This is a genomic window from Jeotgalibacillus terrae, from assembly GCF_016908195.1.
Taxonomy (GTDB): Bacteria; Bacillota; Bacilli; order Bacillales; family Jeotgalibacillaceae; genus Jeotgalibacillus; species Jeotgalibacillus terrae.
Genome location: NZ_JAFBDK010000003.1, coordinates 227,132 through 250,900, shown reverse-complemented (window position 1 = coordinate 250,900; position 23,769 = coordinate 227,132). Strand labels below are relative to the sequence as shown.

Below are 23,769 nucleotides of genomic sequence, written 5' to 3'. Positions count from 1 at the left end.
AAGGGTGGATCTCTCTATGGCAGAGGTGGTATAAAAACGTGTCACTAGTGGATCAAAAAGATGGCAAAGGTGGGTCAATCTAATGGCTGTATTCAGACATCCAGTCTTCAACGACATTTGCAAATTTGTCTCTATTATTCGTTGTAATTCTGCCACTTTGAACTTTGGAACGATACTCAAGTTCCGCTGCTGCATTCTTAGCTGCTTCCCGGGTTAAAAAACCACTTTTTGTTTTTTGTATTTGCTTTTTTGTAATAGGGTCAATCCCTAAACTTACATTATACGACCAGGTTTTTCCTCGTTTTTTAATAGATGCCACTCTTGCTCAATCCCTTCTGAATATCAGCTGCAATTTTTTAATGGTTTTTCTAGATAATATCCAAGTAAAAATTCATCAACTAGTTCCTTATGAAAAAGCCACTTTTCTCCGAACTTTTTCTTTGGAAAATCTTCACGATGTAAAACCTTTTTCTCGATCGTATTCCAAGACATGTTCATGTAAATACATAGTTCTTTTCTGTTTAATAAAGCTTTAGTTGTTACTGTTTGGACTGTCATTTAAATTCCCCCTTGAAGGTTAAGTTTGGTTTGTAATTTTAATTTAAAAGATTTGATTACTAAGAGTCAATTTTTCATGGTGTTAGCTAAAAATAATTTTATAACTGCACCGGAAACAGCAATAAAGTTAGTTATTCAACATCATCAGGTCTAATAGTGTTAGGTTGCTAACAACATGGGAAAAATTTACATCTATTAATTACTATAGTACTTTATTATCAGTAATAATGCAATATGAAAAGTATTGATTTGAGACTTTTAATTCGTCTTACCAAATACAAATGTTGAATAGTGTTTTGAAAAAATGACATTTCAGTTCGGAGTTTTAGAGCAAAAAGCATGAAAAGCTGCATTTAGGTTCGGACTTTTAGAACAAAGAACACAAAATGACGTTTCAGTTCGCAATTTTAGAGCAAAAGCATGAAAAGCTGCATTTAGGTTCGGACTTTCATAACAAAAAACACAAAATGACGTTTCAGTTCGGAGTTTTAGAGCAAAAAGCGTGAAAAGCTGCATTTAGGTTCGAACTTTCAGAACAAAAAACACAAAAGTGCTTTTCGCATGAGTGAATTCAAACAAAAAATACTATTCTTGCGTGTCATGGGAGTAAATCTGGACAAAAAACAGAAGAGTGCTTTTCGTATGTGTAAATACAGACAAAAACATCGATTATGCTTGTCATGGGAGTGATTTCGGACAAAAAACACACAAAGTGCTTTTCATATGAGTAAACTCAGACAAAAAACATTGATCTTGTGTGTCATGGGAGTAAATCTGGACAAAAAAACAAAAGTGCTTTTCATATAAGTAATTTTGTACAAAAAATAAAAATCCCTGTTTGAAAGTTGTCTATTTAATAATGAAGTTATGAAGATAATATTATTTGAGAAGTACTGAGCGGTTAAGTTTAAGTGGATTTATTTTTGAAGAGATTTGAAAGTGGATTATCGATTCTTTTGTCTTTTCCTAGGTTGATCTTGGAGTTTTTGGGGATTAAAAGCGGATTGATATTGAGTGCATGTAGATGTGATAAATACTTCTTAATTGTATACTTACTGTATTTTTGCTTTTCAACACCTGTGCTTGTAAGTTTTTTATAGATATTGAGACCTTTCAATCCACGATTAGAAATATCACATAAGAATTCTTTTAGTGCCACTATATCTTTTTGTTTTAGTGAACTGTTATCAATGATCTTCTTAGCTATGTTTATTTTATAAAAGTGTCCAGGGGAAAAGAATGGAGAAATGTGGGTCAAGAGATAATTGAACCGAAAATCATCATCAATGTAATTGCTTAAAGTCTTAGATATGCCACGGTAACGTTTCATATGATTTAGGTGCCTATTAAGCAGTTGTACTTCAAATCTTAAAACGTCAACCTCATATGGCTCAGGCTTAATTCCTTTTTCATTCCGCTCAATCATCTTATCATAAACAATCACCTTCATTGATTTTGAGTTGAAATAAAGTGTTGATTTGTATTCATCCCATTTTCTCTTATAGCGGTATGAATCATAGGTTTTACGATATAATTTTAATAACATTTCTCGATGAGCAGGGTCACTGACTACAGCATCAAACCTGTAATCAATTCTCTTTAAAATTAATTCCTGTTCATTATGACCAAAGACGTCAACGAGATATTCGTCTAATTTAGTTTCAATCTGATGAGTATTCAGCTCTGTAAAGTCGGGTTTTTTGAGCAATTTAATCAGATCAACATGTACAAACATATACCACTTATGAAACTTCTTGGTGATACTAGTAACGATGCCATCAAACCTTAAATTAATAGTTGGTGAAACTTGTTTAATCTGTACCCCGTGTCGTTTAGCTAAAGTGTTAATTTCTCCATCTTCAAGGTTACAATATAATTCAACCGTGTGAATCATTTGAACATCACTCCTTTTATTTGTGTAAATAGTGTGCTTGCGGGAAGTTGGGAAATGTATATATACCAACAGATTATGGTATGTTTAAGGTGTGTTTTTTCCCGATTCCGAACTATATTTTTCACCTCTCATGCGTTCCCAATCTCGCATAGTCTTCATCTTACATTGGAAGGTACGAATTAATCTATTTAATTTGGTCGTAGCTTGTTTAATTGTTTATGATCACTCCTTTAAATGATAAAGCTACCATCAAATCAATCCATGATGGTAGCAATCTTGTCACTTATATTTATGGATAAAATCGATCAATGCTTGGGTAAGCATATCCTGCATCCGGTACTGAGGATATTTGTCTTTTAATAAAGTCTGAAACTCTTTAAAGGTGTTACCTTTTATTTTTAACGTTTTACTTACAAAGCTGTCATTTTGATAGTAGATGGATTCATCAACAATCATCCGCTTAGTAGCTGTTGTTCCAATGACCTTCCGCAATATCTCCTCGTTCTCGAATAGGTATTTTAGAAATTCTTCTTGGGTTGTCCGGGAAGATGTGTTTTTTTCTTCTTGCTGAATATACTGCTTTGTCATTCTGCAATACCGATATCCATCTTTTCGCATTAGTAAAGAAACAGTTGAGGAAGAGAGGCCGAGTTCTTTAGCTGCTTCGTCGACTGTTTTCCCCGAGTGTTTTAATTCCTCATTAAAGTAGTTTACCCGCTCATTAGTAGTTAGATTTCTAAATTGAACTTCATTAATCTTTAAATCTTTTTTAGTTGTATTTATGTTCATATTATCCCGCCTTTCCATTTCAGTGATAATTTATTGTAGACTACTATAATAAATTTATTACTAATACAATTTATAAAAGATAGCTTGCACTGAAAATGCATGTCTGAATTTACATTGGATTTAATACATTAGTAGATTAAATCTAATATTGGGAACAAATGATAAACTGTAAGAATATATAGTGTCTTTATAAATAAGCTGCTGTTTGAGGTATATGACTAGAGAAGAGAGGGTGTTATATATGATCGAAGCAATTGATTCTAAATATTTTAGTTTTGATGACCGCTTTTCGATTTATGAAGGTAATTTTAATTTAGTTAGTAAAGGAAAGACGTTCGTTTTAAAGGGCTCCATAAACTTCAACCACTATCCAGAACCAATGATTAGATTTATAGGAGAAACAGACAAAGAAGACCTTCATTCACTTACTAATGAAGATGGCATTATGATAGAAGCTCCTGGTATACCTCCAACACCAGTGAGCTTTGACTTAGTACAAAATAATCAATTAATTAAAGGAGTAGTTGTATCTGCAATAAAAGATGAACAAGAAGTATATATGGATAGCTGCTTAATTCATGTTAGTAACTTTGTTAATTACCTTGGAGAAGTAGTTACTAAAGACAATTTTCGTTATCGTGGTGGACTCCATATTGAATTTGGAGAATGGAATTTATGTTTACAGCTTCGTCATGACTATAAAAAGAAAAAGTTATTTCCAAACTTAAAAGACAGTAAGGGTTACGCTATAACTCATATAATAAAAATAGAAAAGAGAGATAAAAGTTTATTTAAGAAATCAGAGATTATTGAAATAGAAAACTTATTTGTTTGGGTTTTCAAGTTATGTACCGGTAGACATATAGGTATGCCAATAAAAATTGGACAAGTTGATAATAAAGAAGTGTACAGAGAATTTTTAGTACCCGTGATGAGCTCTTATAAAGCAATACCAAATTGGTTTCCGAAACAAAGAGGAGAAGTGATTAAAAACCTTTTTCATAACTTTGATTCTAAATTTAAGGATGCTTTTATTAAAAGAATTATTAAAGAAACCATTCACTGGTATGTTGAAGCCTTAACCACAACTTTTATAGAAAATAAAATAATCAATTCCCAAATAGCTTTAGAAAAATTATCTTTCGTCTTGTTGACTCAGCAAACACCTCAAATTATCAGTAAATCAAAATTTGATAAAAATAATTTTGAAATGAATTTAGAATTAATATTAAAAGAACTTTCAATTGAAACTAGTCTTGAAGGTAAATATAGAAGGTTTAGCGATGAGTTTCATTCCGGACCAAACTTATTAGTAAAATACAGAAATCACATTGCTCATCCAAAACGAGATTCAATTATGAATAGCTATTCTGGAGAAGATAAGGCTATGATAAATCAACTAGGTATGTATTACACCGAAATGCTCCTTCTTAACTTAGTTGGATATCAAGGTGTATTTTCTAATAGACTTAAGTTTCCTTTGTGGGAAGGAGATTATGATGATCTTCCGTGGAAATAGTCTTTAATTTATCTGCTATCATTTCAAGTTGAACCTAATAATCATAACTGCTTAAACAAAAGTTAGCATTAATTTAAGCAGTTATGACTATATAAAAAAGGCGAAACGTTAGTTTGCCTTTATCACCAGGTTCTCTGATTTTGTAAATATTTATTTTAGCCTTTCTAAAGACTTTCCTTACAGATAGATTCTTAACTTTATCTCCGGTATATATACTTTTTACTTAGAGTAATTGTATATTTTATGTCTAAAACATGTACAGAAGTGTGGGAGAATATGCGTTTTAAATAGCTGTTAGCCCCATTCACCAATATAGATCATCTGTTGAACCGTATCATCCTCAAATCCCATTTTCTTGTTCTCTTCCCCGAAAAATGTATCAAGCTCCAATATAATGAGGTTGATTACTGTATTCAATTGACCCATATTTACTTCTTCTCTATGCAATCCTATTAAACAGGCTTGCTGTCGATCAGAACAGCAAAATACATTGATATCCAGCCCATTCACTTCAAGGTATCTCATATTAGAAACTTCCAGATCGACTTTAAATATCATCGGGTTATTAATTAAAAAGCCGTCCTCAAGATCTACTCGCTCTTTGCCCAATGAATTTAGCTTAAAGGTTGCCTCCTCTTTTTCCACTATAAAGTTAAATCCATTACACAGATCATAGACAAGAGATCCATCTTCCCGCTCCTGTCTGAGTATTACCCGCTTATACTGCATAAGCTCTTTTACTTTGAGCAGATCAATCATAGAAAGCCACCTCTAGCCAATCTTCTCAGGTGTTTCTTCTTCTCTTTCTTAAACTCTTCAATCATCGGCTCAAAGTCCTTTTCCGTGATCTCTGTAGTTTTTAAAACATGTTCAGGTTTTGAATTTTGTATATGCTCAGGTTCTTTCTTAGCTTTCGCCTTTTGTTCTGATTTAGTCACAGGAGAAATCAATTTAATCTTCCCGCTAAAACCCTCCATATTTTTTTCTACATGATCTGTGACATTTTGTGGCACTCTGCTCTCATAATAAACAATCCTTGCTAAAGTATGAACAAACTTTGCTACATCATCCAACCTGTCGCTATCTTTTGGCATGTTATGACGAGTTAGAGCATTTCGCAAGACTGATTTGTCAAGGAAGGGGAAGTCTTTGCCAAGTAATAACACAGCATTGTTACCGTACTTTGCTGTTGCTCTACGATAATCAGTACCGCCGTCTCTCATGTACTCATGCTCTTTCTTCACTAACTCTACAAGGTTCAGGTATTCCCGCTCCGTAAAACGATATCCAGGGTAGTCCATTTCATTTGAGTGACTCATTTCTACCACCTCCTGAAAATATCTTCAATTGCTCTACGATTATTCTCTCTCATCCTTGCCAATGAAAGGTCAGCATTGACTTTTGTTGGTCTCCTGTTCGGATTTCTCGGTATCCCTGGTCTTTTTACAGGCTTCTCATCAGATTTGACTATCTTACTGCTATTTAATTCACTTATAGCTTCTTTATACACGTCAGTAATTTTGTCCATTACTTTTCTGATCTCATGCCGATCTTCTGCATCCCGCACATCTTTTGCCACTTCATTCTCTTTTCTTTCATACTTAGCAAGTTCTTTCATTGTATTGCTATACAAACGAGTAAAGATATCCATAAATTCTTCAAATTGCTCACGGTCTTTATTGTTCGACACAATGCTTCACCACACTTTCTTTCTATTGTATAACATTTCGAAAAAAGGTGACTTTTAGAAAGGTAACGGTATTAGGATTAACAAAGAAAAGAGTCAAATCTAATATAAGAGAAATTAATACTGTCCATAGAAAAATATGGTAGTATATAATTATCTAATTTTAATGAATAGTATGTACTTTTAATTTTGAAGTTCTTTACTAAAGGTTTAAGAATACATTTAACTATTAAAAGGAGGAGAGAAGCTATGTTTGAAAAAAATAAGTGGGGTTTGACAGAAGATGAATTAGATAGACTACAAGACGCGGTCGAAAATGGAATAATACCACAAAGCGAAGTTATTGCTAATGGTGACAATTTTAAAAATGGAACAATAACAGTGAATGAACTTATCGGTATATGGTCTAGTGATGATTACTAACACTGATATATCTATACGTCATATCGATTCATCTATTAAATTCAAATTACAACGTATTTTGATATAAAGGGCTGCCGTATAAGGGGGTCCTTTAGAGTCTTTAAAGTATATGACTGTTGTGGAAAAAGTAAAATCTCGGTTTTTCTATTGCCTGCCAACTTGCTCATCGAATTGATGTGAGTAGTACGAGCATCAGTGTGCTCTTTCAGGTTAATTATCAGGTGCCGGGTCACCTTAGTGAGCATTATTAATGCTTCCTCTTAATAAAAATAGGTTTTAGAGGTCATTTAAATAGAAAATTAAAGGAGGAGCGATCTTGAACGATAATTTAGTGGCAGATAAGGTATTCATTTCTTATGCTTGGTCTAGTCAAGAGCATGAAGAGTGGGTAAATGAACTTGCTGAAAGATTAGTAAGCGATGGAGTTAAAGTAGTATATGATAAATGGGATAGCCGTGAAGGGCAGAATTTAAATGTTTTTATGGAGAGGTCTGTTAACGACTCAGATATTAAAAAAGTACTTGTTATTTGTGACGAGACTTATATGCAAAAGGCAAATGGATATGAGGGAGGAGTTGGGACAGAAACGGTTATTATTTCTAATGAAGTTTATCAGGATGTAGAACAAACAAAGTTTGTACCAATTATTGCTCAGCGGGATGTTAATGGAAAAGCTTTTATTCCTACTTATCTATCTGGAACTAAATACATAGATATGTCTGATGAACAAAATTATGAGGATGGATATGAAAAGTTAATTCGTAATCTCTATGGGAAACCTGAATTTGTTCGCCCACAGTTAGGACAACCACCAGCTTTTTTACTAGAAGATGAAGAGATTGTAAGTATAGAAAGCAAAAGAGCATTAAATAGGTTTCGACATATGGTTGAGCGGAAACCTAAGAGTATAGATATACTTGCTCAAGAGTTCACTACTGTTTTAATAGATGATTTTTCTTCATATTCACTAGAGGTTTCCGATACCGGTCAATTAAGAAAAGAAATCCTAAAAAAGCTACATGATACCATTGATCTTCGGAATATTTACATAGAGTTTTTAGACATTTATATTAGGGAAACGGAAAATACAGAAGTGATTATTGATTTCTTCGAAGAAATATATCCTGTTATTATGACAAGGAAATCAGATTCCTATATTGATTCTCAATTTGATCACATGTATTTCTTTGTTACTGAAATAATGCTTTATACAGTCGCCCTATTATATAAGAGAAAGAAATACATAACAATTAGAGATTTGATACAAAATCATTATTTTGTCTCGGATGGAAGAAGAAACTTGGAAGGTTCAATTGGAATCTTCAATAAATATTTAAGGTTCATAGAAGAAGGTTTAAATTCACCTGACGGAAAGAAATATATATCACATACAGGGAAAATTCTCTTAGATAGAGCAAATTCTAAGACCGTCACGAAAGATGAAATCATAGAGGCAGACTTTTTGATTTTTCTTTTATGTTATAGGTTTGATAAAGCAGGAGGTTTTGATACTTGGTATCCACCGACTTATCCTTACTTTAATAATGAGAATATAAAATTCGCATCAAAAATCCGCTCTAAACGTTTTTTCAATAGTTGTCGGGAATTATTCTCAATAACTACACCAGAAGAAATGCAACAATTAATAGAAGAGTTCAAAGAATACTTTTCAGGTTTAGGGCTAGGTCCGAGGGCTGCAATTTCAATCAGTAGAATACTACCTACTTCAAAAGATATTGCTGCACTTTAATATGTAAAATGCTCATAGTTTGCTCATAGCTCATTTATTTTTTTTTGATATGATATGAAAAGTTATTCAAACAAATTATCAATTCAACGTTGATAACCTTAGTAATAATTTGAGTTTAAAAAGATATGAAAAGCTATAATATGCAATAAAGTAACGGGCGGCATGATGTAATCCATCAGCCCTCAATGAAGAGCTCCTTCTCACTTAGTGAGAGGGAGTTTTTCTTTAGGGATAAAAGTAAATCGTTAACTTTAAGTAATATTTAGTTGTAGCTTTTACTGATTTAATTGGAAAATTCAAGCTTAAAATAATGTTAAACATTCATTAAAATTTTATACATTTATTTAGAAGTAGAGAGCCATTAATTTTTACACTCCAGTGACCATGACGAAAGCGAAATAGCCCGGGAACAGTGCTTTAATCAGCTGTTTAAAGTATGTTAACGATATTCCCACTCCCAGTTTTTCTGTAATCAGTTTTCCTGCATGTCTATTTTACGCACTGCCAGCACAACTGGCGAAGGTGTTCCGGTTACTGAAGGGAATCCGGCTGGTTTACAGCGGCCATATCCGCTAAACTGGAACATAAGAGAATGAGTCTGTTGGAGAAATACAGGAAATCGGGGTGGAAAGATGGTCAAAGTATTAATAGTGGAGGATGATCTGACGATTGCAGGTGTTCTGCAAAGAGAGCTGCAAAAATGGAACCTTGATGCTGCGTTGGTGGAAGATTTCAACCATGTGATGGAAGTTTTTGCTGAAGAAGAGCCTCAATTGGTCTTGCTCGACATTTCCTTGCCTGCATTTAATGGCTATTACTGGTGCCAGGAAATTCGCAAAGTTTCTCAGGTGCCGATCATTTTCATTTCATCCCGGAGTGAAAATATGGATATTGTCATGGGCATCCAAATGGGCGCGGATGACTTTATCAGCAAACCCTTCGATTTGACAGTCGCAATTGCGAAGGTCCAGGCGCTGCTCAGGAGAACTTATGATTTCAATGAATCAGATAATTACCAGAACTTCAATCGCTCGGTGTTAAAACCGGGTAAGTCGAAACTGTATTATGCCGAACAGGAAGTGGATCTGACCCGGACAGAGCTGAAAATCCTGGAGCAGTTATTCATGCAAAAAGGGGATTATGTCATGCGTGAAGATATGATGATCAAGCTGTGGGAAGATGAATCATTTATTGACGACAACACACTGGCCGTCAATATGGTGCGGCTCCGGAAAAAGTTGTCGAGTGTCGGATTGTCGGATTTTATTCTGACAAAAAAGGGGATCGGCTATGCTTTGAATAAGGATTCTGCAAATGGCTGAGACAACTAAAACACAAATCTTCAAACTGTTCCTCGTTTCCGTGCGCCAGCAGCTGTACTTATTTATAGGCATGGCGGTGGTTTTTGCGAGTATTTTTATACTCGGCAATCTGCCTGTGACGCTCTACATATACAGCATCCAGTTGTCCTTGTTCTTTTTCGCAATCTATTTGATCATCCAATATATCCGCTACAGCAGACGCTTCAAAGCAATCAAGGAAGTTGGCGCAGCACAATCGACTAAAGCTGAAGATGTCGCGGATGGAACGGATCCGGCAGACAGGCTTTACCTTGAAAAGATTGGTCAATTACAACAGGACATCCGGAATCTGACGAATCTGCACGCCGAACGGCAGGCGGATCAGCTTGATTATTTTACACTTTGGCTGCACCAGATTAAAACGCCGCTATCTGCCATCAGTTTATTGAACCAAAGCAGTGTGACGTCTGAATCCAGGAAGATATCCCAGGAAATATTGCGTCTGGAAGACTACACCCATATGGCGTTGAACTACGTGAAACTTGAAGAAACCGGTTCTGATATGGAGTTGTCTGAAGTTGATCTCGATGTAATCATCAAGAAAGCCATAAAGAAATATTCGATTCTCTTCATTTACAAAGGCATCAAACTTGATTACGAACCACTAGGCGTGAAGGTCCTGTCGGACGGGCAATGGCTGCAGACGCTACTTGAACAAATCTTGTCAAACAGCCTGAAATATACCGCCGCCGGCACGATTACCATTTATATGGATTCTGAAAAAAACCAGACTTTGATCATAAAAGATACCGGCGCAGGGATTCGTTCCGAGGATTTGCCGAAGATTTTCAATAAAGGCTACTCCGGGCTGAGTGGCCGGCTGCATGAAAAATCCACCGGCCTCGGCCTCTTTCTCAGCAGAAAAATCGGCAAGCGACTCGGCCATAAACTCTCGATAGAATCGGAGCCCGGCAAAGGAACCCGTGTGAAAATTGATCTCGAGAAGCAGCATTTGTCTGTGTTTGATTGAAATAGACGAAAAAAGAAGCAATCTTACGAAATTGTAAGATTGCCTTTCTATTTGTAAGGATAGATACAGGCAGCAACACATGAAACGCCGTATCATAAATAGCAAGGAGGGGTTAGCAATGACCTTATTGGAAATTAAAAATTTAAAGAAAATATATACGGCACGTTTTTCAAACCAGCAGACCGAAGCACTTGCGGCGGTGAATTTTTCGGTGGAAGAAGGAGAATTAGTGTCGATCATGGGTGAATCCGGTTCGGGGAAAACGACGCTTTTGAATATCATCTCGACGTTGGACGATGCGACGTCCGGTGAAGTCTATCTCGACGGCAACCCGCTTTCAAAAATCAAAAACAAAGAAATCTCTGCATTCCGCCGAAATACACTCGGATTTGTATTTCAGGACTTTAACTTACTTGATAATTTCACTATCAAAGATAATATCCTTTTGCCGCTTGTGTTATCGAAGACTCCGCTTGCGGAAATGGAAAGCCGGCTAATGCCGATTGTCCGCAATCTGGGAATCGAATCCCATATCGATAAATTCCCTTACGAAGTATCAGGCGGACAGAAACAGCGAGTTGCTGTGGCTCGGGCTTTGATTACTCAGCCAAAAATCATCTTGGCTGATGAGCCAACAGGAGCGCTGGATTCAAAAGCGTCTCAAAATTTGATGGAAATTCTGGGAGGCATCAACGAAAGCGGACAGACGATTTTGATGGTGACGCACAGTACAAGAGCGGCCAGTTTTTCAAAACGCGTACTGTTCATCCGGGACGGCGCGGTGTACCACGAAATTTACCGGGGTGACCAGTCGGCAGATGAATTCATGGACCGCATATCCGATTCGCTGAAAGTCTTGTCCAGCCGGGGTGAGCGGGATGAATAACCGCTTTTTTTCTTCACTAGCGCTGCGCAACATCAAGTCGAATAAACAATTGTATATTCCATTTCTTTTATCATCCACCGCTATCATTTCCATGTTTTTTCTTATGGTTTCATTGTTGACTAATAAATTCGTGCAGGAGCGCTCAGCTACGCTTCCGACTCTGTTCATGATCGGCGTCGTCGTCATCGGCCTTTTCTCCGTCATATTCATTCTTTATACGAACAGCTTTCTGATCAAAAGACGGAAAAAGGAAATCGGCCTTTACGGGATACTCGGGTTAGAGAAAAAGCATATCGCGAAAATCCTGTTTTTTGAATCGCTGTTTTCCAGCCTATTGAGTATTGTAGCCGGCTTACTCACAGGATTACTTTTCGGCCGTCTTGCATTTATGCTGCTGAATTTCATGCTGCGGATGCCGGATGACATTGAATATTCGACTTCTCTAGTTAGTGCTGGAGCAACAATTGCTCTTTTCACGCTGATTTTTGGACTGACATATCTTTATAATGTCAGCCAGTTTACATTTGCCAATCCGATCAAATTACTGAAAGGCAAACAAGAAGGCGAGAAAGAGCCAAAAGGTTCACTTATCCTTTTCATTCTGTCGCTGATCCTTCTGGGATGGGGATATGGAATATCCATTACGATACCGGATCCGCTTGCCGCCATTGAAAAGTTCTTCCTTGCTGTGCTGCTGGTGATTATCGGAACCTATCTGCTGTTCATTTCAGGGTCGATTTTTATTTTGAAGGCTTTGAAAAATAATAAGCGCATATATTATCGTCCCGGCGCATTTATTTCCATTTCAGGCATGCTCTACCGGATGAAGCAGAATGCAGTCGGGCTTGCGAATATCTGTATATTGGCTTCGATGGTCATTATTGCAGTATCAACGACTATCACAATTAATCTGGGATCAGCAGAAACCTTGGAAAACCAATATCCCTATGAGCATAATGTGAGATTGTTCGGGGATATGGATAATGTTGAAGAAATGAATACCAGATTTTTTGAAGTGCAGGATGAGGTTATTGCCTTAACAGAAGAGAACGGACTGGACGTTGCGGAGATGGAAAGCTACCGTTCTGAGAGCTTTTTCGGTAATCTTGTAGATGGCCGCTTCGTCTTTAAACAGAATTTGCTTGGCGATGATTCCCCCATTCTGATGATGGCTATCCCGCTTGAAGATTTTAATGGAATGACCGGGGATAATTATACATTGGAAGAAGATGAAGCGTTATTCTACCATTCTACAAAAACGTACACTGAAGGTGAATTGGCGATTGGAAACAAAAACTATAAATTGACTGAAATCGAAAATGAGTTCAGTGCAGACATGGAATTCACCGAATCTATCGCTCTGGTGGTGCCGGATGTTTCGCATCTGCTCGACATCCGCGACGATTTCATGAAAGAATTTACTGAGTCGAATCATATCACAATCGATGCGGAAATCGGCTTGGACGTTGAAGGAACAGAAGAACAGAAAGAACAATTAGTGAACCGATTGAATAGTGAATACAACGGGGGTTCAGACAGTTTCAGCCTATACCAATCCCGGGAAAACCAACGCGAAGAATGGTACAGCATAAACGGCGGATTTCTATTCCTAGGAATATTCCTTGGTCTATTGTTCACGATTGGCACTTTACTGATTACGTATTTCAAGCAAGTGTCGGAAGGGTTTGACGACCGGGAGAAATTCCAGATCATGCAGAAAGTCGGACTGGATGAAGACATGATCAAAGAGTCGACGCGATCGCAGATTGTCTGGATGTTCCTTCTGCCGATTGTCATTGCCACAATCCATGTGAGTTTCGCTTATCCGATTGTCCGCAAGTTATTGCTGATCTTCGGCGTCACGAATGATATGACATGGCTCATGACTTTCATCGCAGTGGTCATCGCTTTTGCTGCGATCTACTGGATGATTTACCGTGTAACTTCAAAAGTGTATTATAGTATTGTGAAATAAAAGCAATCAACCATTGAGATTTCATCCTCGATGGTTGATTGCTTTTACATAGAAACGGCATTGTTTCTTCCTTTGGAGTAAAGCTGTCCTATACTATCCTTAGCTAACAGAGGATTAGGGATAGTGAGAAAAAATACATGATTAACCAAAAAACGTTTTCCATTAACTTTTACAATAACGGAACAAACGAAACTAAAAAAGATGTTTTAGGAACGATGTCAATTGTAACAGTTCTAATAAGTATTATTTTTTCTTGATCATTCGAGGACCGACCATGGGAAAAATTAATTAAAGTATTGGTGGTTTATGCTTAATTACCTTGAATTCAAGTCTTTCACAATTTCGGAGCGATTAATCAAACAAGAGGCCACCATTTTATTATTGGTACTTCCTATTTAAAGTAAAATTACTTAGTGATTAATATCATCATTATAGCATAATGATGGTATTTTTTAGGTTCATTTACATTGCATTACGATGTAAGTAGTTATACAATGTAATTACTAATATTAGGAGGGAAAATAATGGATAGAGAGTTGTTAAAAGGTAGTATTGAAATTCTATTGCTGTCACTAATAGCTGAAAAAGATTGCTACGGTTATGAAATGACTAAAAAACTAAGGGCCTTAAGCAAAGATTCATACCATATGAATGAAGGAACACTTTACCCTGCATTAAAAAGACTTGAAAAAAAAGAATGTGTGACTTCATATTGGAATTTGGAATCTGAAGGAGGGCGGAGAAAATATTATTCGATAACGGAAACCGGACGTTCTGTATTGGCAAAAAAACGTAAGAGTTGGAAACAAATTAATGCATTAATCGAAAATACAGCGGGGGAATGATCATGAAGGAGATTGAGAAGTATGTAAAGAAAATCATCATAGATTTACCTGAGGATGAAAAGAAGGAGTTAAAAGAAGAAATTTACGGACACCTTCAGGAGCATGTAAGAGAGCTTTTGATAAAAGGACATTCTGAAGACGAAGCGATTCATATGGCCATTGAATCTTTTGGAAATCAAAGTAAGCTAAATTGGGAGTTCAAGAGGTCGCTTTTTCCGTTTTATAAAATAGTTCGGTTTATATGGAGTGTCACATGTGTAACTGCATGTTTAAGCGTTGTTTCCTATTCTGCTATGGAGTACTATTATCCGCAATTTGATAACAGCCTTCCACTTTATAGTGTGGTAATGGGATTTTTGGTTATAGCCGTTATTACAGGTTTTGCTGAGGGAATATATGAAGCGCTAAGTAGTCACTTTAAATCGACTTGGCTACTAAATCCCTGGATATTCTTTTTATTACCAACATTGATCATCGCGGGAATTCAGACAAGGTTCTTATTCCTGCATCCAGAACAGTATCAGAATGGTTTCTGGTTGGAGTTATATGCTATTCCACTTGGTGCACTGTCTTACATTATCTCAAGGCAACTATTTACGACCCTTTTTGTGAGTAAGAAAAAAACAAAAAGAAGTATGGTGAAGTAAAGCGCTCATCGTTGGATTGAAGAAAAACTGGAGTATAAGGTGATTAAGTAACTAGTTTTGAAGTGGTTTGAGTTTTTTCTAAGGAAATTAGTTAGACATATGATTAAGTAAATATTTTATAATCTCAAAGCAATAGTTTAAAAGAGTGTTTGCTTTATGCTTCAAAGTTGCTCTTATTTGACTATTAAAGAGAAAGGAATTGATAACGATTCGTTCAATATTTTCTATCATAAGTCTGGGCTGTATATTTTTATTGACCGGCTGTATAGGGGAAGATTACGATTTCACTCCTCCAACTATGACAGTTTGGTACCATCACATAAACGAATATGATTCATATGAGCTTACAGAGGCATCCGTGAATTGGGAAGGACCTAATGAGGAAACTAAAAAGACTGTTGTTGATTTTCAATCATTAGGAATTGAACAGAATCAAATTGAGGTCAATGCTGGTTCAGAGGGGGACTTAGAATTGGGACATTCTGATTTTAAGTTAGAAGAGTTTCAAGTATCTCTGTGGCAAAACAATGAAGAGATTAAATTGCCTGTAAATGAATCTAATGGTTTTCAATTTCCCGATTCGAAAGGTAACTATATCTTAGAAGTGAATCTGTCTTCTGATAGGGGAGATGTTCAATATGTGGGTAACATCAATCTAAATTAACATTAATGTAGGATAAATTCTAGAATTTATCCTGATCCCAAGTCTTTTGGTCTATGGGAGCTTATCTGTAACAAGATAGGCTTCTTTTTTATGTGAAAGAAGAGATTGAGTTGTTTGCACTAATTTGAAATAAATGAAAATGTTTTGGCGCTTGCAAAATAGAATCTTGAATCTACATTAAATGCATTCACTAAATTAAACTCCCTGGCTCTCTTTCCTATATTCTGCGGTATTGGACTATCTAAAACGCCCACTAAAGTAAATAAATGGTTGACGACACCAATATACATTGCTAAACTCAATTTAAATAAATCACATATAAAAAAACAAATCACATATGTGAATAATGAGGGGGGTGCAGGATGTCAGTAAAGTCAGCGGTCCGTGTGATGGAAATATTTGAATTGCTTAGTGAGCATTTAGAAGGTTTAACTGTGAAAGAAATAAGTGTTTCTCTTTCTTTACCTCAAAGCAGTACATTCAACCTTGTACAGACGCTTTGCAGAGGCAGCTATTTGACTCAAACTGGTGTAAAGAAATATAAGCTTGGCCCTGGGCTGATACATATTGGATCGAGTGCGATGGATGGACTTAATGTTCACTCGGAGGGAGAAGCGCACCTGCGTGAGTTGATGAAAGAAGTGCAAGAAACTGTTTTTATGGCTGTTTTATCAGAGGATAAGCTTGTATATGTCTCCAAACTGGAATATAACCGTTCCATCCGTACCGGAGCAAAAATAGGATCGAAAATGCCTCTTTACTGTACTGGACTGGGCAAAGCATTTCTTACTTTTCTGTCAGAACAAAAAAGAGACCACCTTATTGAGGAGCAGGATTTTAACAAAATCACTGAAAACACGATTACTTCAAAATCAGCTCTTTTAGAGCAGCTCAGGATTTATTCAGAACAGGGGTATGCGATCGACGATGAGGAAAACGAAGAGGGATTATACTGCCTGGCCGCTCCTGTTTTCAATGCGAGACAGGAGATGATAGCTGCGATCAGTATCGCAGGGCCGAAGTTCAGAATGCTGCCGAATAAAGAATCAAACGTTCAGAGGTTGTTGTCGGTATCTGAAAGGATCTCGAAAAACCTTGGTTATACCAAATCCTGAGGAGGGTTTAAAGATGGATGTTGTGACATTAGGAGAAACAATGGTTTCTTTTACGCCGCAAGCAACCGGACTGATGAGATATGCGCGCCACTATCAGTCAGCCTTTGCAGGTGCGGAAACAAATACGATGACCGGCCTTTCAAGACTTGGTCATCAGACCGGGTGGATCAGCCGCGTGGGTGATGACGAGCTTGGCGCTTCTGTTCTTTCATTTGTGAGAGGGGAAGGGATTGATGTCAGTAACGTCATGAAAGATCCAACTGCTCCTACAGCTTTAATGCTGAAGGAAATGCTGAATGAGGAAAATGTAAGGGTTTACTATTACAGACAGCATTCAGCTGCGAGCAATCTGCAGCCAAAAGACATCGACGAGGCATATATCGCCAGGGCTAAGTATTTATACATAACGGGCATCACGCCTGCGTTAAGCAGCTCCTGTCTTGAAGCAGTCCAGCAGGCCCTTACATATGCAAAGAAGCATTCAGTAAAAGTGATTTTTGATCCTAACCTCCGCAAAAAGCTCTGGGAGGAGAATCACGCAAGGAAGGTTCTGCTCGGGCTTGCTGCGCAGGCAGACATAGTGCTGCCGGGTGTTGCAGAAGGGGAATTCCTCTTTAATGTACAGGATGAAAAAAAAATCGCCCGGCGCTTTATTGAAAACGGAGCATGCACAGTCATTACCAAACTGGGTGAGCATGGAGCCTATTATGTAGCCGGCAAGGAAGAAATATACGTCCCGGGATTTAAAGTGAAGGCTATTGATCCGGTTGGTGCCGGAGACGGTTTTGCTGCAGGTGTCATTTCTGGTCTGCTCGATGGACTCTCAGGAGAAGAGGCAGTCAGGCGCGGGTGTGCGATTGGTGCGATGGTCACCACGACATCAGGTGATATTGAAGGACTGCCGGATCGCAGGCTGCTCGAGAATTTTATGGCAGAAAGCAGAGAAGATGTAAGCAGATAGGAGAGGTTTATATGAATACTGCATTAACAAGCATACTTGATAGCAAAATGGTGCCCATTGTAAGAGGGCAGTCACCTGAGGATGTCCTTCAAATTGCAAGAGCACTGCATGAAGGCGGCGTTCAGGTCATTGAAATTACGTTAAACTCGCCAGGTGCACTACAGTCAATTGAATACGTGTCTCAGGAGCTGGGGGATGTTATGGCAGTAGGTGCCGGTACAGTTCTTGACCCTGAATCAGCCCGGGCTGCATTACTTGCAGGCGCATCCTTTATTCTGTCACCCTCTATTAACACAGAGACGATCAAAATGACAAAACGGTACGGCGCGGTCAGTATCCCTGGTGCGATGACGCCGACGGAAATTGTGACTGCATTTGAAAGCGGTTGCGATATTGTCAAAGTGTTTCCGGTGACCACGTTCGGTCCGAATTATATAAAAGATATCAAGGGTCCACTCGGTCATATTCCACTTATGCCAACAGGCGGCGTGAGTCTGGATAACTTTGAAGCTTACTTAAAAGCCGGTGCAGTGGCCTGCGGTTTAGGAAGCTCACTCGTTCAGTCTACAGTGCAGATTGATCAGTCTTATCTGACGGATCTAAAAGAAAAAGCAAGACAATTTACATTGATTGCAGATCAGTTCAAGGGAGGAACCACTAAATGAAAATTACCGGCTATGAGTTATTCCAGGTACCACCAAGATGGCTGTTTTTAAAAATAGAAACGGATGAAGGGATCACCGGCTGGGGAGAGCCAGTCATTGAAGGGAAAGCTGCCACCGTTAAGGCCTGCGTTCATGAACTGATGGAGCAGCTGATCGGAAAAGACCCTGCCCGTATTGAAGATCACTGGAATATGATGTACCGATCAGGCTTTTACCGCGGAGGTCCAATCCATATGAGCGCGATCGCCGGTATTGATCAGGCACTCTGGGACATCAAAGGGAAATTCTTCAATGCACCAGTTCATCAATTACTCGGAGGCGCCTGCCGCGATTCAATCCGCGTGTATTCATGGATCGGAGGAGACCGCCCTGCAGATGTCGGCTCAGCAGCAAAAGAGGTTGTCGATGCAGGTTTCACTGCTGTTAAAATGAACGGCACAGAAGAGCTGCAGTACGTTGATTCATATGAAAAAATCGATCAGACCGTGGAGCGGATTGCAGCGGTGCGTGAAGCCGTTGGAGACTATATCGGAATCGGCATCGACTTCCATGGAAGAGTACATAAACCGATGGCAAAAATTCTGGCGAAAGAGCTTGAACCATTCCGCCCGATGTTCATCGAAGAACCAGTGCTTCCGGAAAACAACGAAGCACTCAGAGATATTGCGATGCATACGAATATCCCGATCGCAACCGGTGAACGGATGTTTTCAAGATGGGACTTCAAGAAGCTGCTCTCTGATGGCTACGCTGATATTATTCAGCCGGATCTGTCCCATGCAGGAGGCATCACTGAGTGTAAAAAGATCTTTTCGATGGCAGAGGCCTACGATGTGGCAGTCGCACCACACTGCCCGCTTGGTCCGATCGCTCTTGCTGCGTGCCTGCAGGTCGATGCAACGTCACACAACGCATTTATTCAGGAGCAGAGTCTTGGCATTCATTATAACGTCGAAAGTGATCTGCTGGATTACATCACAGATAAATCCGTTTTCCATTATGAAAAGGGGCATGTGAACATTCCGCAGGGTCCGGGGTTAGGAATTGAGATCAATGAAGAACATGTCCGTAAGCTTGCTGAGAAGGGACACAACTGGAAAAATCCTGTGTGGAGACACGCAGACGGCACCATCGCAGAATGGTAGGTTAATCGTTTGTACGCTGGATTTTAGAAGGATTTAAAAAGGGGAGGTTATTCACATGTCATCAGGCGGTTTGATCATCGTAACGATTCTGGCCATATCTTTACTGCTGTTTCTGGTCATGAAATCAAAGCTTCAGGCATTCGTTGCCCTGCTGATCTCAAGTTTATTTATCGGAATTGCGTCAGGTATGGAACTTCAGGAAATTATCGTTTCAATTGAAGAAGGTATGGGCGGAACGCTTGGATTTATTGCGGTAGTCGTTGGACTCGGGGCAATGTTTGGAGAAGTGCTGAGAGTATCCGGTGGGGCTGAAAGACTTGCTCATACCCTGGTTAATAAATTTGGTGAGGGAAAAGTACAATGGGCGCTCGGTTTGACGGGTTTTATTGTGGCAATTCCGATCTTCCTGGATGTCGCACTTGTTATTCTAGTACCGATTATCTACAGCCTTGCACAGAAAACAAAGAAATCCCTGCTTTATTTCGGGATGCCGCTGCTCGCCGGACTTGCTGTTACACACAGCTTCGTACCGCCGACACCGGGTCCGATCGCAGTTGCTTCTGTATTAAATGCAGACTTAGGATGGGTTATCTTGTTCGGTGTACTCGCCGGTATTCCTGCTATGGTGCTGGCCGGACCAGTATTTGGCCGTTACATAGGCAGAAAAATTCACGTGACAGTACCTGAATATATTGTTGAAAATGAATTTAACAATAAAGAATACGAGGAAAAAGAATTACCGAGCTTTCTTCTCGTCGCAGTTCTAATCCTGATTCCTTTATTTTTGATTATCTTAAATACTGTACTGGGAACAGTTCTGTCAGAAGGCAACGGCGTTCGGGAATTCTTTACATTCATCGGACATCCGTTTGTAGCGCTGACGATTTCAACTCTATTAACATTCTATTTTCTCGGAACAAAGCGAGGGTATACAAAGGAAGAAATTCAGAAAATCGCTACAAAATCACTTGAGCCTGCAGGAATCATTATTTTGATTACAGGAGCAGGTGGCGTATTTAAGCAGACACTGATCAACAGCGGTGTGGGTGACGTGCTGGGCAACATGATGGCTGAATCCAGCATGCCATTAATCGTACTTGCCTTTATCATCGCCACATTCGTCCGCGTCGCACAGGGCTCGGCAACCGTTGCTATGATCACTGCAGCCGGTCTGATCGCCCCTGTACTCGAAGTCGTCGACGTATCAGCACCCATGCTCGGCCTATTAGTGATCTCAATCGCATCAGGCTCAACCGTCTTCTCTCACGTCAACGACTCAGGCTTCTGGCTCGTTAACCGGTTCTTCGGCCTGACAGAAAAAGAGACATTGCAGACCTGGACTGTGATGGAGACGATTATTGGTTTTGTCGGATTTGGTGTGGTGTTTGGAATTAGCTTGTTTATTTCATAAACTGATAAGTAGATACAGGGGATGTAGGTTGGGCAGTCTAGGACAGACCCTGCCTGCCTAAGTTACCCTCTACCAAAAACTCTCTCTCACAAGCTAAGTGAGAGGGAGCTTTTTTTACTCAATATTAAAGACCTTTTCAGTCTGTTGGATAGTGATCGATCTATTTTGATGATTAATGGAAATGACGCAATCCCATGTAGGCTTAATTTGCAGATTATCTTCATCATCTATCCATAATAGTCCGTTTAATTCAATCGCTTTTTCTAGAATGACCATTTTCTTTTGCGGAATATCTATCACAGCTGTTAGTTCTTCTTGTAAATACACTGTCCAATCAAAAAAATTATTCTTTTTCATCATTACCTCCGGAATTTATTTACACTTCTATTGAGAAGAGCTTTTCGAGAAGTGGTAAAAATCTACCAAGCTTGTTTGCTTCTAATATAACCTTAAAAACTTTTCCTGTCCTGAAAATGATTTTGAACATTCACTATAAATGTAAATGTAAAAGTGTGAAATAATGCTTTTATATTATCACTTAAATTCAATTTATTCTTATAAAATATTCAGAAGTATGTCCAGGACAAAGAGTTTATATTTAATATTTCTAAACCGGGGAGTTTCCTGCTGGGCAACGAAGCAGTATGATTAAATAGGACAAGTATTCAAATTCAAACTTAAATCAATAAGATGCTTTTTCAGAATATGGAGGTGTCAAAATGTTTATGTCAGAGCAAATCACAATCACTCCGCTAAAAGAGGAATTAATTAAAGACATCAATCAAACAAACGATGATTTCAAGGTGTTCGGTAAAGTAATACCAAGCTTTCAATCAGGAGAATGGTCTTTTGAAGAGCAGTTATTTGATCAAACGAAAGTCATTCGTTTCCCGGATGATCAGCTTGATTGGCATCAGTATATCAACCAGGAAGATAAAGCTTTATTTTTAGTTTATAAGGGTCAGCAGTGTATTGGTCAGATTAGAGTAGTAAAGGATTGGAACCGCTTCTGTTATATCGAAAATATTGCGGTAATAAAAGAATTTAGAAAATATGGGATCGGAAAGCTGCTGTTGACTAAAGCTGAAGAGTGGGCAAAAGATAGATGCCTTATCGGAATATCTTTAGAGACTCAGGATGACAACCTTGGAGCCTGCAGGTTTTATGTGAATCAGGGGTTTGTGTTAGGTGGCGTTGATACTTTGAAGCAATCATATAATCTAAATATAGAAGCTACTTTGTATTGGTATAAGTTATTTAAGTGAAAAGTGTTTTTAAGAATTCTTATTTATAACTGTTTCTATGGTAATAAATTTTCTTTAATTATGTCTCCATCCCATCTAGCATGAAAATGCGCAACCCTTTCAAAGGTTTGCGCATTTTTGATTGCAGCTGCGAGCTATAAAAGCTTTAGATTCTGCTTCAGGACATTATACTTTTACAACAAAACAGTCATGGCCACCGCTGCACCTGCAGCAAGAACAAATGAACCAACAACAATCCATTGTGGCGTCGATTTTCCATTCTTTTTGGCTGCTGCATAATCTGCTCCGTTAACTACTAAAAAGAGTAGAAGCGCGGGCATAGCAAGTGATTCTGTCGTGATTTCTTTTCCTGTGACGAGCATGAGTGATACGAATAGCAGACCATACATGATCGCTGCATCAAATCCTTTACTGATAGGGCCTAATACACCGTTTCCATTGAGTTTCTTTTTATCCTGTGTAATAGCAGACATCGATTATATTCCTCCCTTAAAATTAATTACACTAGCAGGTTCTACCATTGCAGACAATTCTTGTAGATTCCATCTATCCCAAGAATTGCTGAAGCTGAGCCTCCTGCAATTAAGAGGAAGTCTTTAGCGTTTCCAGCGCCTACTAATAATTGAGCAGTAGTTTTGATTCCACCTAGCGCTCTCACTGCTTTAAAAGCTGCACCACCTGGAATTAATACAAGTGTTAAGTGAGCTACACACTTTGTTACCTGCCATGCGCCACCCCAGAAGCCAGCTGGCAGTATGACTTCTTCACCTGAATCTGTTACGGCCAGAAACGTATGTTCATCTTTTAATTTAACTGAAACTGTCCCTTCCGGAAGTTCTTGCTGTTGCGCAAATTCCAACTGTTCGTTGAGAACTTTTACATCATTTTTATTTTGAGCAATAACGATTTCACTTGAAGGTGCTGCATATGACGCGGCCATAGAGATTGCGTTCGACTTTGTTCTTGTAACGTCTGCAGTCCGGAAGAGTCTTTCAATCTCTACCTCGGTTAAATGATCTGTCAGCTGATTAAATCGATCCCATTCTTTAACCATTTCATTTACCTGCTGTTCCTGTTCAGGAGTTAAGTTGAGATTATCAGCTGAATTTGCATTTGCTTTTTCACTCAAGCCTAAGCTGCTGAACATTAGAATGAAACTTAACACTAAAAATACCACTTTTTTCTTCACGATCGAATCTCTCCCCCATTTTGAAATTTACATGTTCGTATTAAATGAAA

The 23,769-nt window shown here is 38.4% G+C and carries 26 protein-coding genes; 16 read left to right on the top strand and 10 right to left on the bottom strand.

Translation table 11 applies throughout. The features are described 5' to 3' along the window. Positions 1-79: 79 nt before the first annotated feature. The 4 genes from JOD21_RS04445 to JOD21_RS04430 form a co-directional block, all read right to left on the bottom strand. Complete coding sequence (locus JOD21_RS04445) at positions 80-319, bottom strand: Arm DNA-binding domain-containing protein (RefSeq protein ID WP_204728462.1); 240 nt, start codon at positions 317-319, stop codon at positions 80-82. Between the two features lie 23 nt (positions 320-342). After that, entirely contained in the window at positions 343-558 is a 216-nt protein-coding gene (locus JOD21_RS04440; protein WP_204728461.1) for a hypothetical protein, read from the bottom strand. Positions 559-1,465: 907 nt separating this feature from the next. Beyond that, complete coding sequence (locus tag JOD21_RS04435) at positions 1,466-2,452, bottom strand: phage/plasmid replication domain-containing protein (RefSeq protein ID WP_204728460.1); 987 nt, start codon at positions 2,450-2,452, stop codon at positions 1,466-1,468. Between the two features lie 279 nt (positions 2,453-2,731). After that, entirely contained in the window at positions 2,732-3,241 is a 510-nt protein-coding gene (locus JOD21_RS04430) for a hypothetical protein (RefSeq protein WP_204728459.1), read from the bottom strand. 241 nt (positions 3,242-3,482) lie between these two features. Here JOD21_RS04430 and JOD21_RS04425 point away from each other — a divergent pair, with 241 nt between their 5' ends. Next, positions 3,483-4,760: a YopA family protein gene (locus JOD21_RS04425; RefSeq protein ID WP_204728458.1), complete on the top strand. Its 1,278-nt coding sequence runs from the start codon at positions 3,483-3,485 to the stop codon at positions 4,758-4,760. Positions 4,761-5,054: 294 nt separating this feature from the next. Here the strand turns inward: JOD21_RS04425 and JOD21_RS04420 are convergent, their stop codons facing one another. From JOD21_RS04420 to JOD21_RS04410, 3 genes are read right to left on the bottom strand one after another with little or no spacing between them, the layout of a single operon-like run. Continuing rightward, positions 5,055-5,519, bottom strand: coding sequence for a hypothetical protein (locus tag JOD21_RS04420; RefSeq protein WP_204728457.1), 465 nt, complete (start codon positions 5,517-5,519; stop codon positions 5,055-5,057). After that, on the bottom strand, positions 5,516-6,079 hold the full coding sequence (locus JOD21_RS04415) for a hypothetical protein (protein WP_204728456.1): 564 nt from the start codon (positions 6,077-6,079) through the stop codon (positions 5,516-5,518). The genes JOD21_RS04420 and JOD21_RS04415 overlap by 4 nt, the downstream gene beginning before the upstream one ends. A gap of 2 nt (positions 6,080-6,081) precedes the next feature. Continuing rightward, the gene (locus JOD21_RS04410; protein WP_204728455.1) at positions 6,082-6,450 is read right to left on the bottom strand and encodes a hypothetical protein; all 369 of its coding nucleotides are present in this window, start codon (positions 6,448-6,450) and stop codon (positions 6,082-6,084) included. Between the two features lie 246 nt (positions 6,451-6,696). Here JOD21_RS04410 and JOD21_RS04405 point away from each other — a divergent pair, with 246 nt between their 5' ends. From JOD21_RS04405 to JOD21_RS04340, 14 genes are all read left to right on the top strand, one after another. Next, positions 6,697-6,870 (top strand): hypothetical protein, encoded by a 174-nt coding sequence (locus tag JOD21_RS04405; RefSeq protein WP_204728454.1) that lies wholly within the window; start codon positions 6,697-6,699, stop codon positions 6,868-6,870. A gap of 316 nt (positions 6,871-7,186) precedes the next feature. After that, positions 7,187-8,620, top strand: coding sequence for a TIR domain-containing protein (locus JOD21_RS04400; protein ID WP_204728453.1), 1,434 nt, complete (start codon positions 7,187-7,189; stop codon positions 8,618-8,620). 632 nt (positions 8,621-9,252) lie between these two features. After that, complete coding sequence (locus JOD21_RS04395) at positions 9,253-9,942, top strand: response regulator transcription factor (RefSeq protein WP_204728452.1); 690 nt, start codon at positions 9,253-9,255, stop codon at positions 9,940-9,942. Further along, the gene (locus JOD21_RS04390; protein ID WP_204728451.1) at positions 9,935-10,951 is read left to right on the top strand and encodes a sensor histidine kinase; all 1,017 of its coding nucleotides are present in this window, start codon (positions 9,935-9,937) and stop codon (positions 10,949-10,951) included. The genes JOD21_RS04395 and JOD21_RS04390 overlap by 8 nt, the downstream gene beginning before the upstream one ends. Before the next feature lie 118 nt (positions 10,952-11,069). Next, positions 11,070-11,837, top strand: a complete 768-nt coding sequence (locus JOD21_RS04385; RefSeq protein ID WP_204728450.1) for an ABC transporter ATP-binding protein — start codon at positions 11,070-11,072, stop codon at positions 11,835-11,837. Next, entirely contained in the window at positions 11,830-13,812 is a 1,983-nt protein-coding gene (locus tag JOD21_RS04380) for an FtsX-like permease family protein (RefSeq protein WP_204728449.1), read from the top strand. The genes JOD21_RS04385 and JOD21_RS04380 overlap by 8 nt, the downstream gene beginning before the upstream one ends. A gap of 524 nt (positions 13,813-14,336) precedes the next feature. Beyond that, positions 14,337-14,657, top strand: coding sequence for a PadR family transcriptional regulator (locus tag JOD21_RS04375; protein WP_204728448.1), 321 nt, complete (start codon positions 14,337-14,339; stop codon positions 14,655-14,657). A gap of 2 nt (positions 14,658-14,659) precedes the next feature. After that, on the top strand, positions 14,660-15,304 hold the full coding sequence (locus JOD21_RS04370; protein WP_204728447.1) for a permease prefix domain 1-containing protein: 645 nt from the start codon (positions 14,660-14,662) through the stop codon (positions 15,302-15,304). Between the two features lie 199 nt (positions 15,305-15,503). Further along, complete coding sequence (locus JOD21_RS04365) at positions 15,504-15,968, top strand: hypothetical protein (protein WP_204728446.1); 465 nt, start codon at positions 15,504-15,506, stop codon at positions 15,966-15,968. A gap of 362 nt (positions 15,969-16,330) precedes the next feature. After that, positions 16,331-17,083 carry an IclR family transcriptional regulator gene (locus JOD21_RS04360; RefSeq protein WP_204728445.1) on the top strand — a complete coding sequence of 251 codons (753 nt, stop codon included), beginning with the start codon at positions 16,331-16,333 and terminating at the stop codon, positions 17,081-17,083. A gap of 13 nt (positions 17,084-17,096) precedes the next feature. Next, the gene (locus JOD21_RS04355) at positions 17,097-18,044 is read left to right on the top strand and encodes a sugar kinase (protein ID WP_204728444.1); all 948 of its coding nucleotides are present in this window, start codon (positions 17,097-17,099) and stop codon (positions 18,042-18,044) included. Between the two features lie 11 nt (positions 18,045-18,055). Further along, positions 18,056-18,709 carry a bifunctional 4-hydroxy-2-oxoglutarate aldolase/2-dehydro-3-deoxy-phosphogluconate aldolase gene (locus JOD21_RS04350; protein WP_204728443.1) on the top strand — a complete coding sequence of 218 codons (654 nt, stop codon included), beginning with the start codon at positions 18,056-18,058 and terminating at the stop codon, positions 18,707-18,709. Beyond that, the gene (gene dgoD, locus JOD21_RS04345) at positions 18,706-19,854 is read left to right on the top strand and encodes a galactonate dehydratase (protein ID WP_204728442.1); all 1,149 of its coding nucleotides are present in this window, start codon (positions 18,706-18,708) and stop codon (positions 19,852-19,854) included. Before JOD21_RS04350 ends, dgoD begins: the two co-directional genes overlap by 4 nt. Before the next feature lie 55 nt (positions 19,855-19,909). Next, the gene (locus JOD21_RS04340) at positions 19,910-21,265 is read left to right on the top strand and encodes a GntT/GntP/DsdX family permease (protein WP_204728441.1); all 1,356 of its coding nucleotides are present in this window, start codon (positions 19,910-19,912) and stop codon (positions 21,263-21,265) included. Between the two features lie 114 nt (positions 21,266-21,379). On the opposite strand, the gene JOD21_RS04335 is transcribed toward JOD21_RS04340, so the two are convergent. Next, positions 21,380-21,622: a hypothetical protein gene (locus tag JOD21_RS04335; RefSeq protein WP_204728440.1), complete on the bottom strand. Its 243-nt coding sequence runs from the start codon at positions 21,620-21,622 to the stop codon at positions 21,380-21,382. 362 nt (positions 21,623-21,984) lie between these two features. Between JOD21_RS04335 and JOD21_RS04330 the strand changes: the two genes are divergently transcribed. Next, complete coding sequence (locus JOD21_RS04330) at positions 21,985-22,530, top strand: GNAT family N-acetyltransferase (RefSeq protein ID WP_204728439.1); 546 nt, start codon at positions 21,985-21,987, stop codon at positions 22,528-22,530. Positions 22,531-22,703: 173 nt separating this feature from the next. Here JOD21_RS04330 and JOD21_RS04325 read toward each other — a convergent pair whose 3' ends face one another. Both JOD21_RS04325 and JOD21_RS04320 read right to left on the bottom strand, forming a co-directional pair. Continuing rightward, complete coding sequence (locus JOD21_RS04325; RefSeq protein ID WP_204728438.1) at positions 22,704-23,003, bottom strand: hypothetical protein; 300 nt, start codon at positions 23,001-23,003, stop codon at positions 22,704-22,706. A 41-nt stretch (positions 23,004-23,044) separates the two neighbouring features. After that, entirely contained in the window at positions 23,045-23,719 is a 675-nt protein-coding gene (locus tag JOD21_RS04320; protein WP_204728437.1) for a hypothetical protein, read from the bottom strand. Between the last annotated feature and the right edge of the window lie 50 nt (positions 23,720-23,769).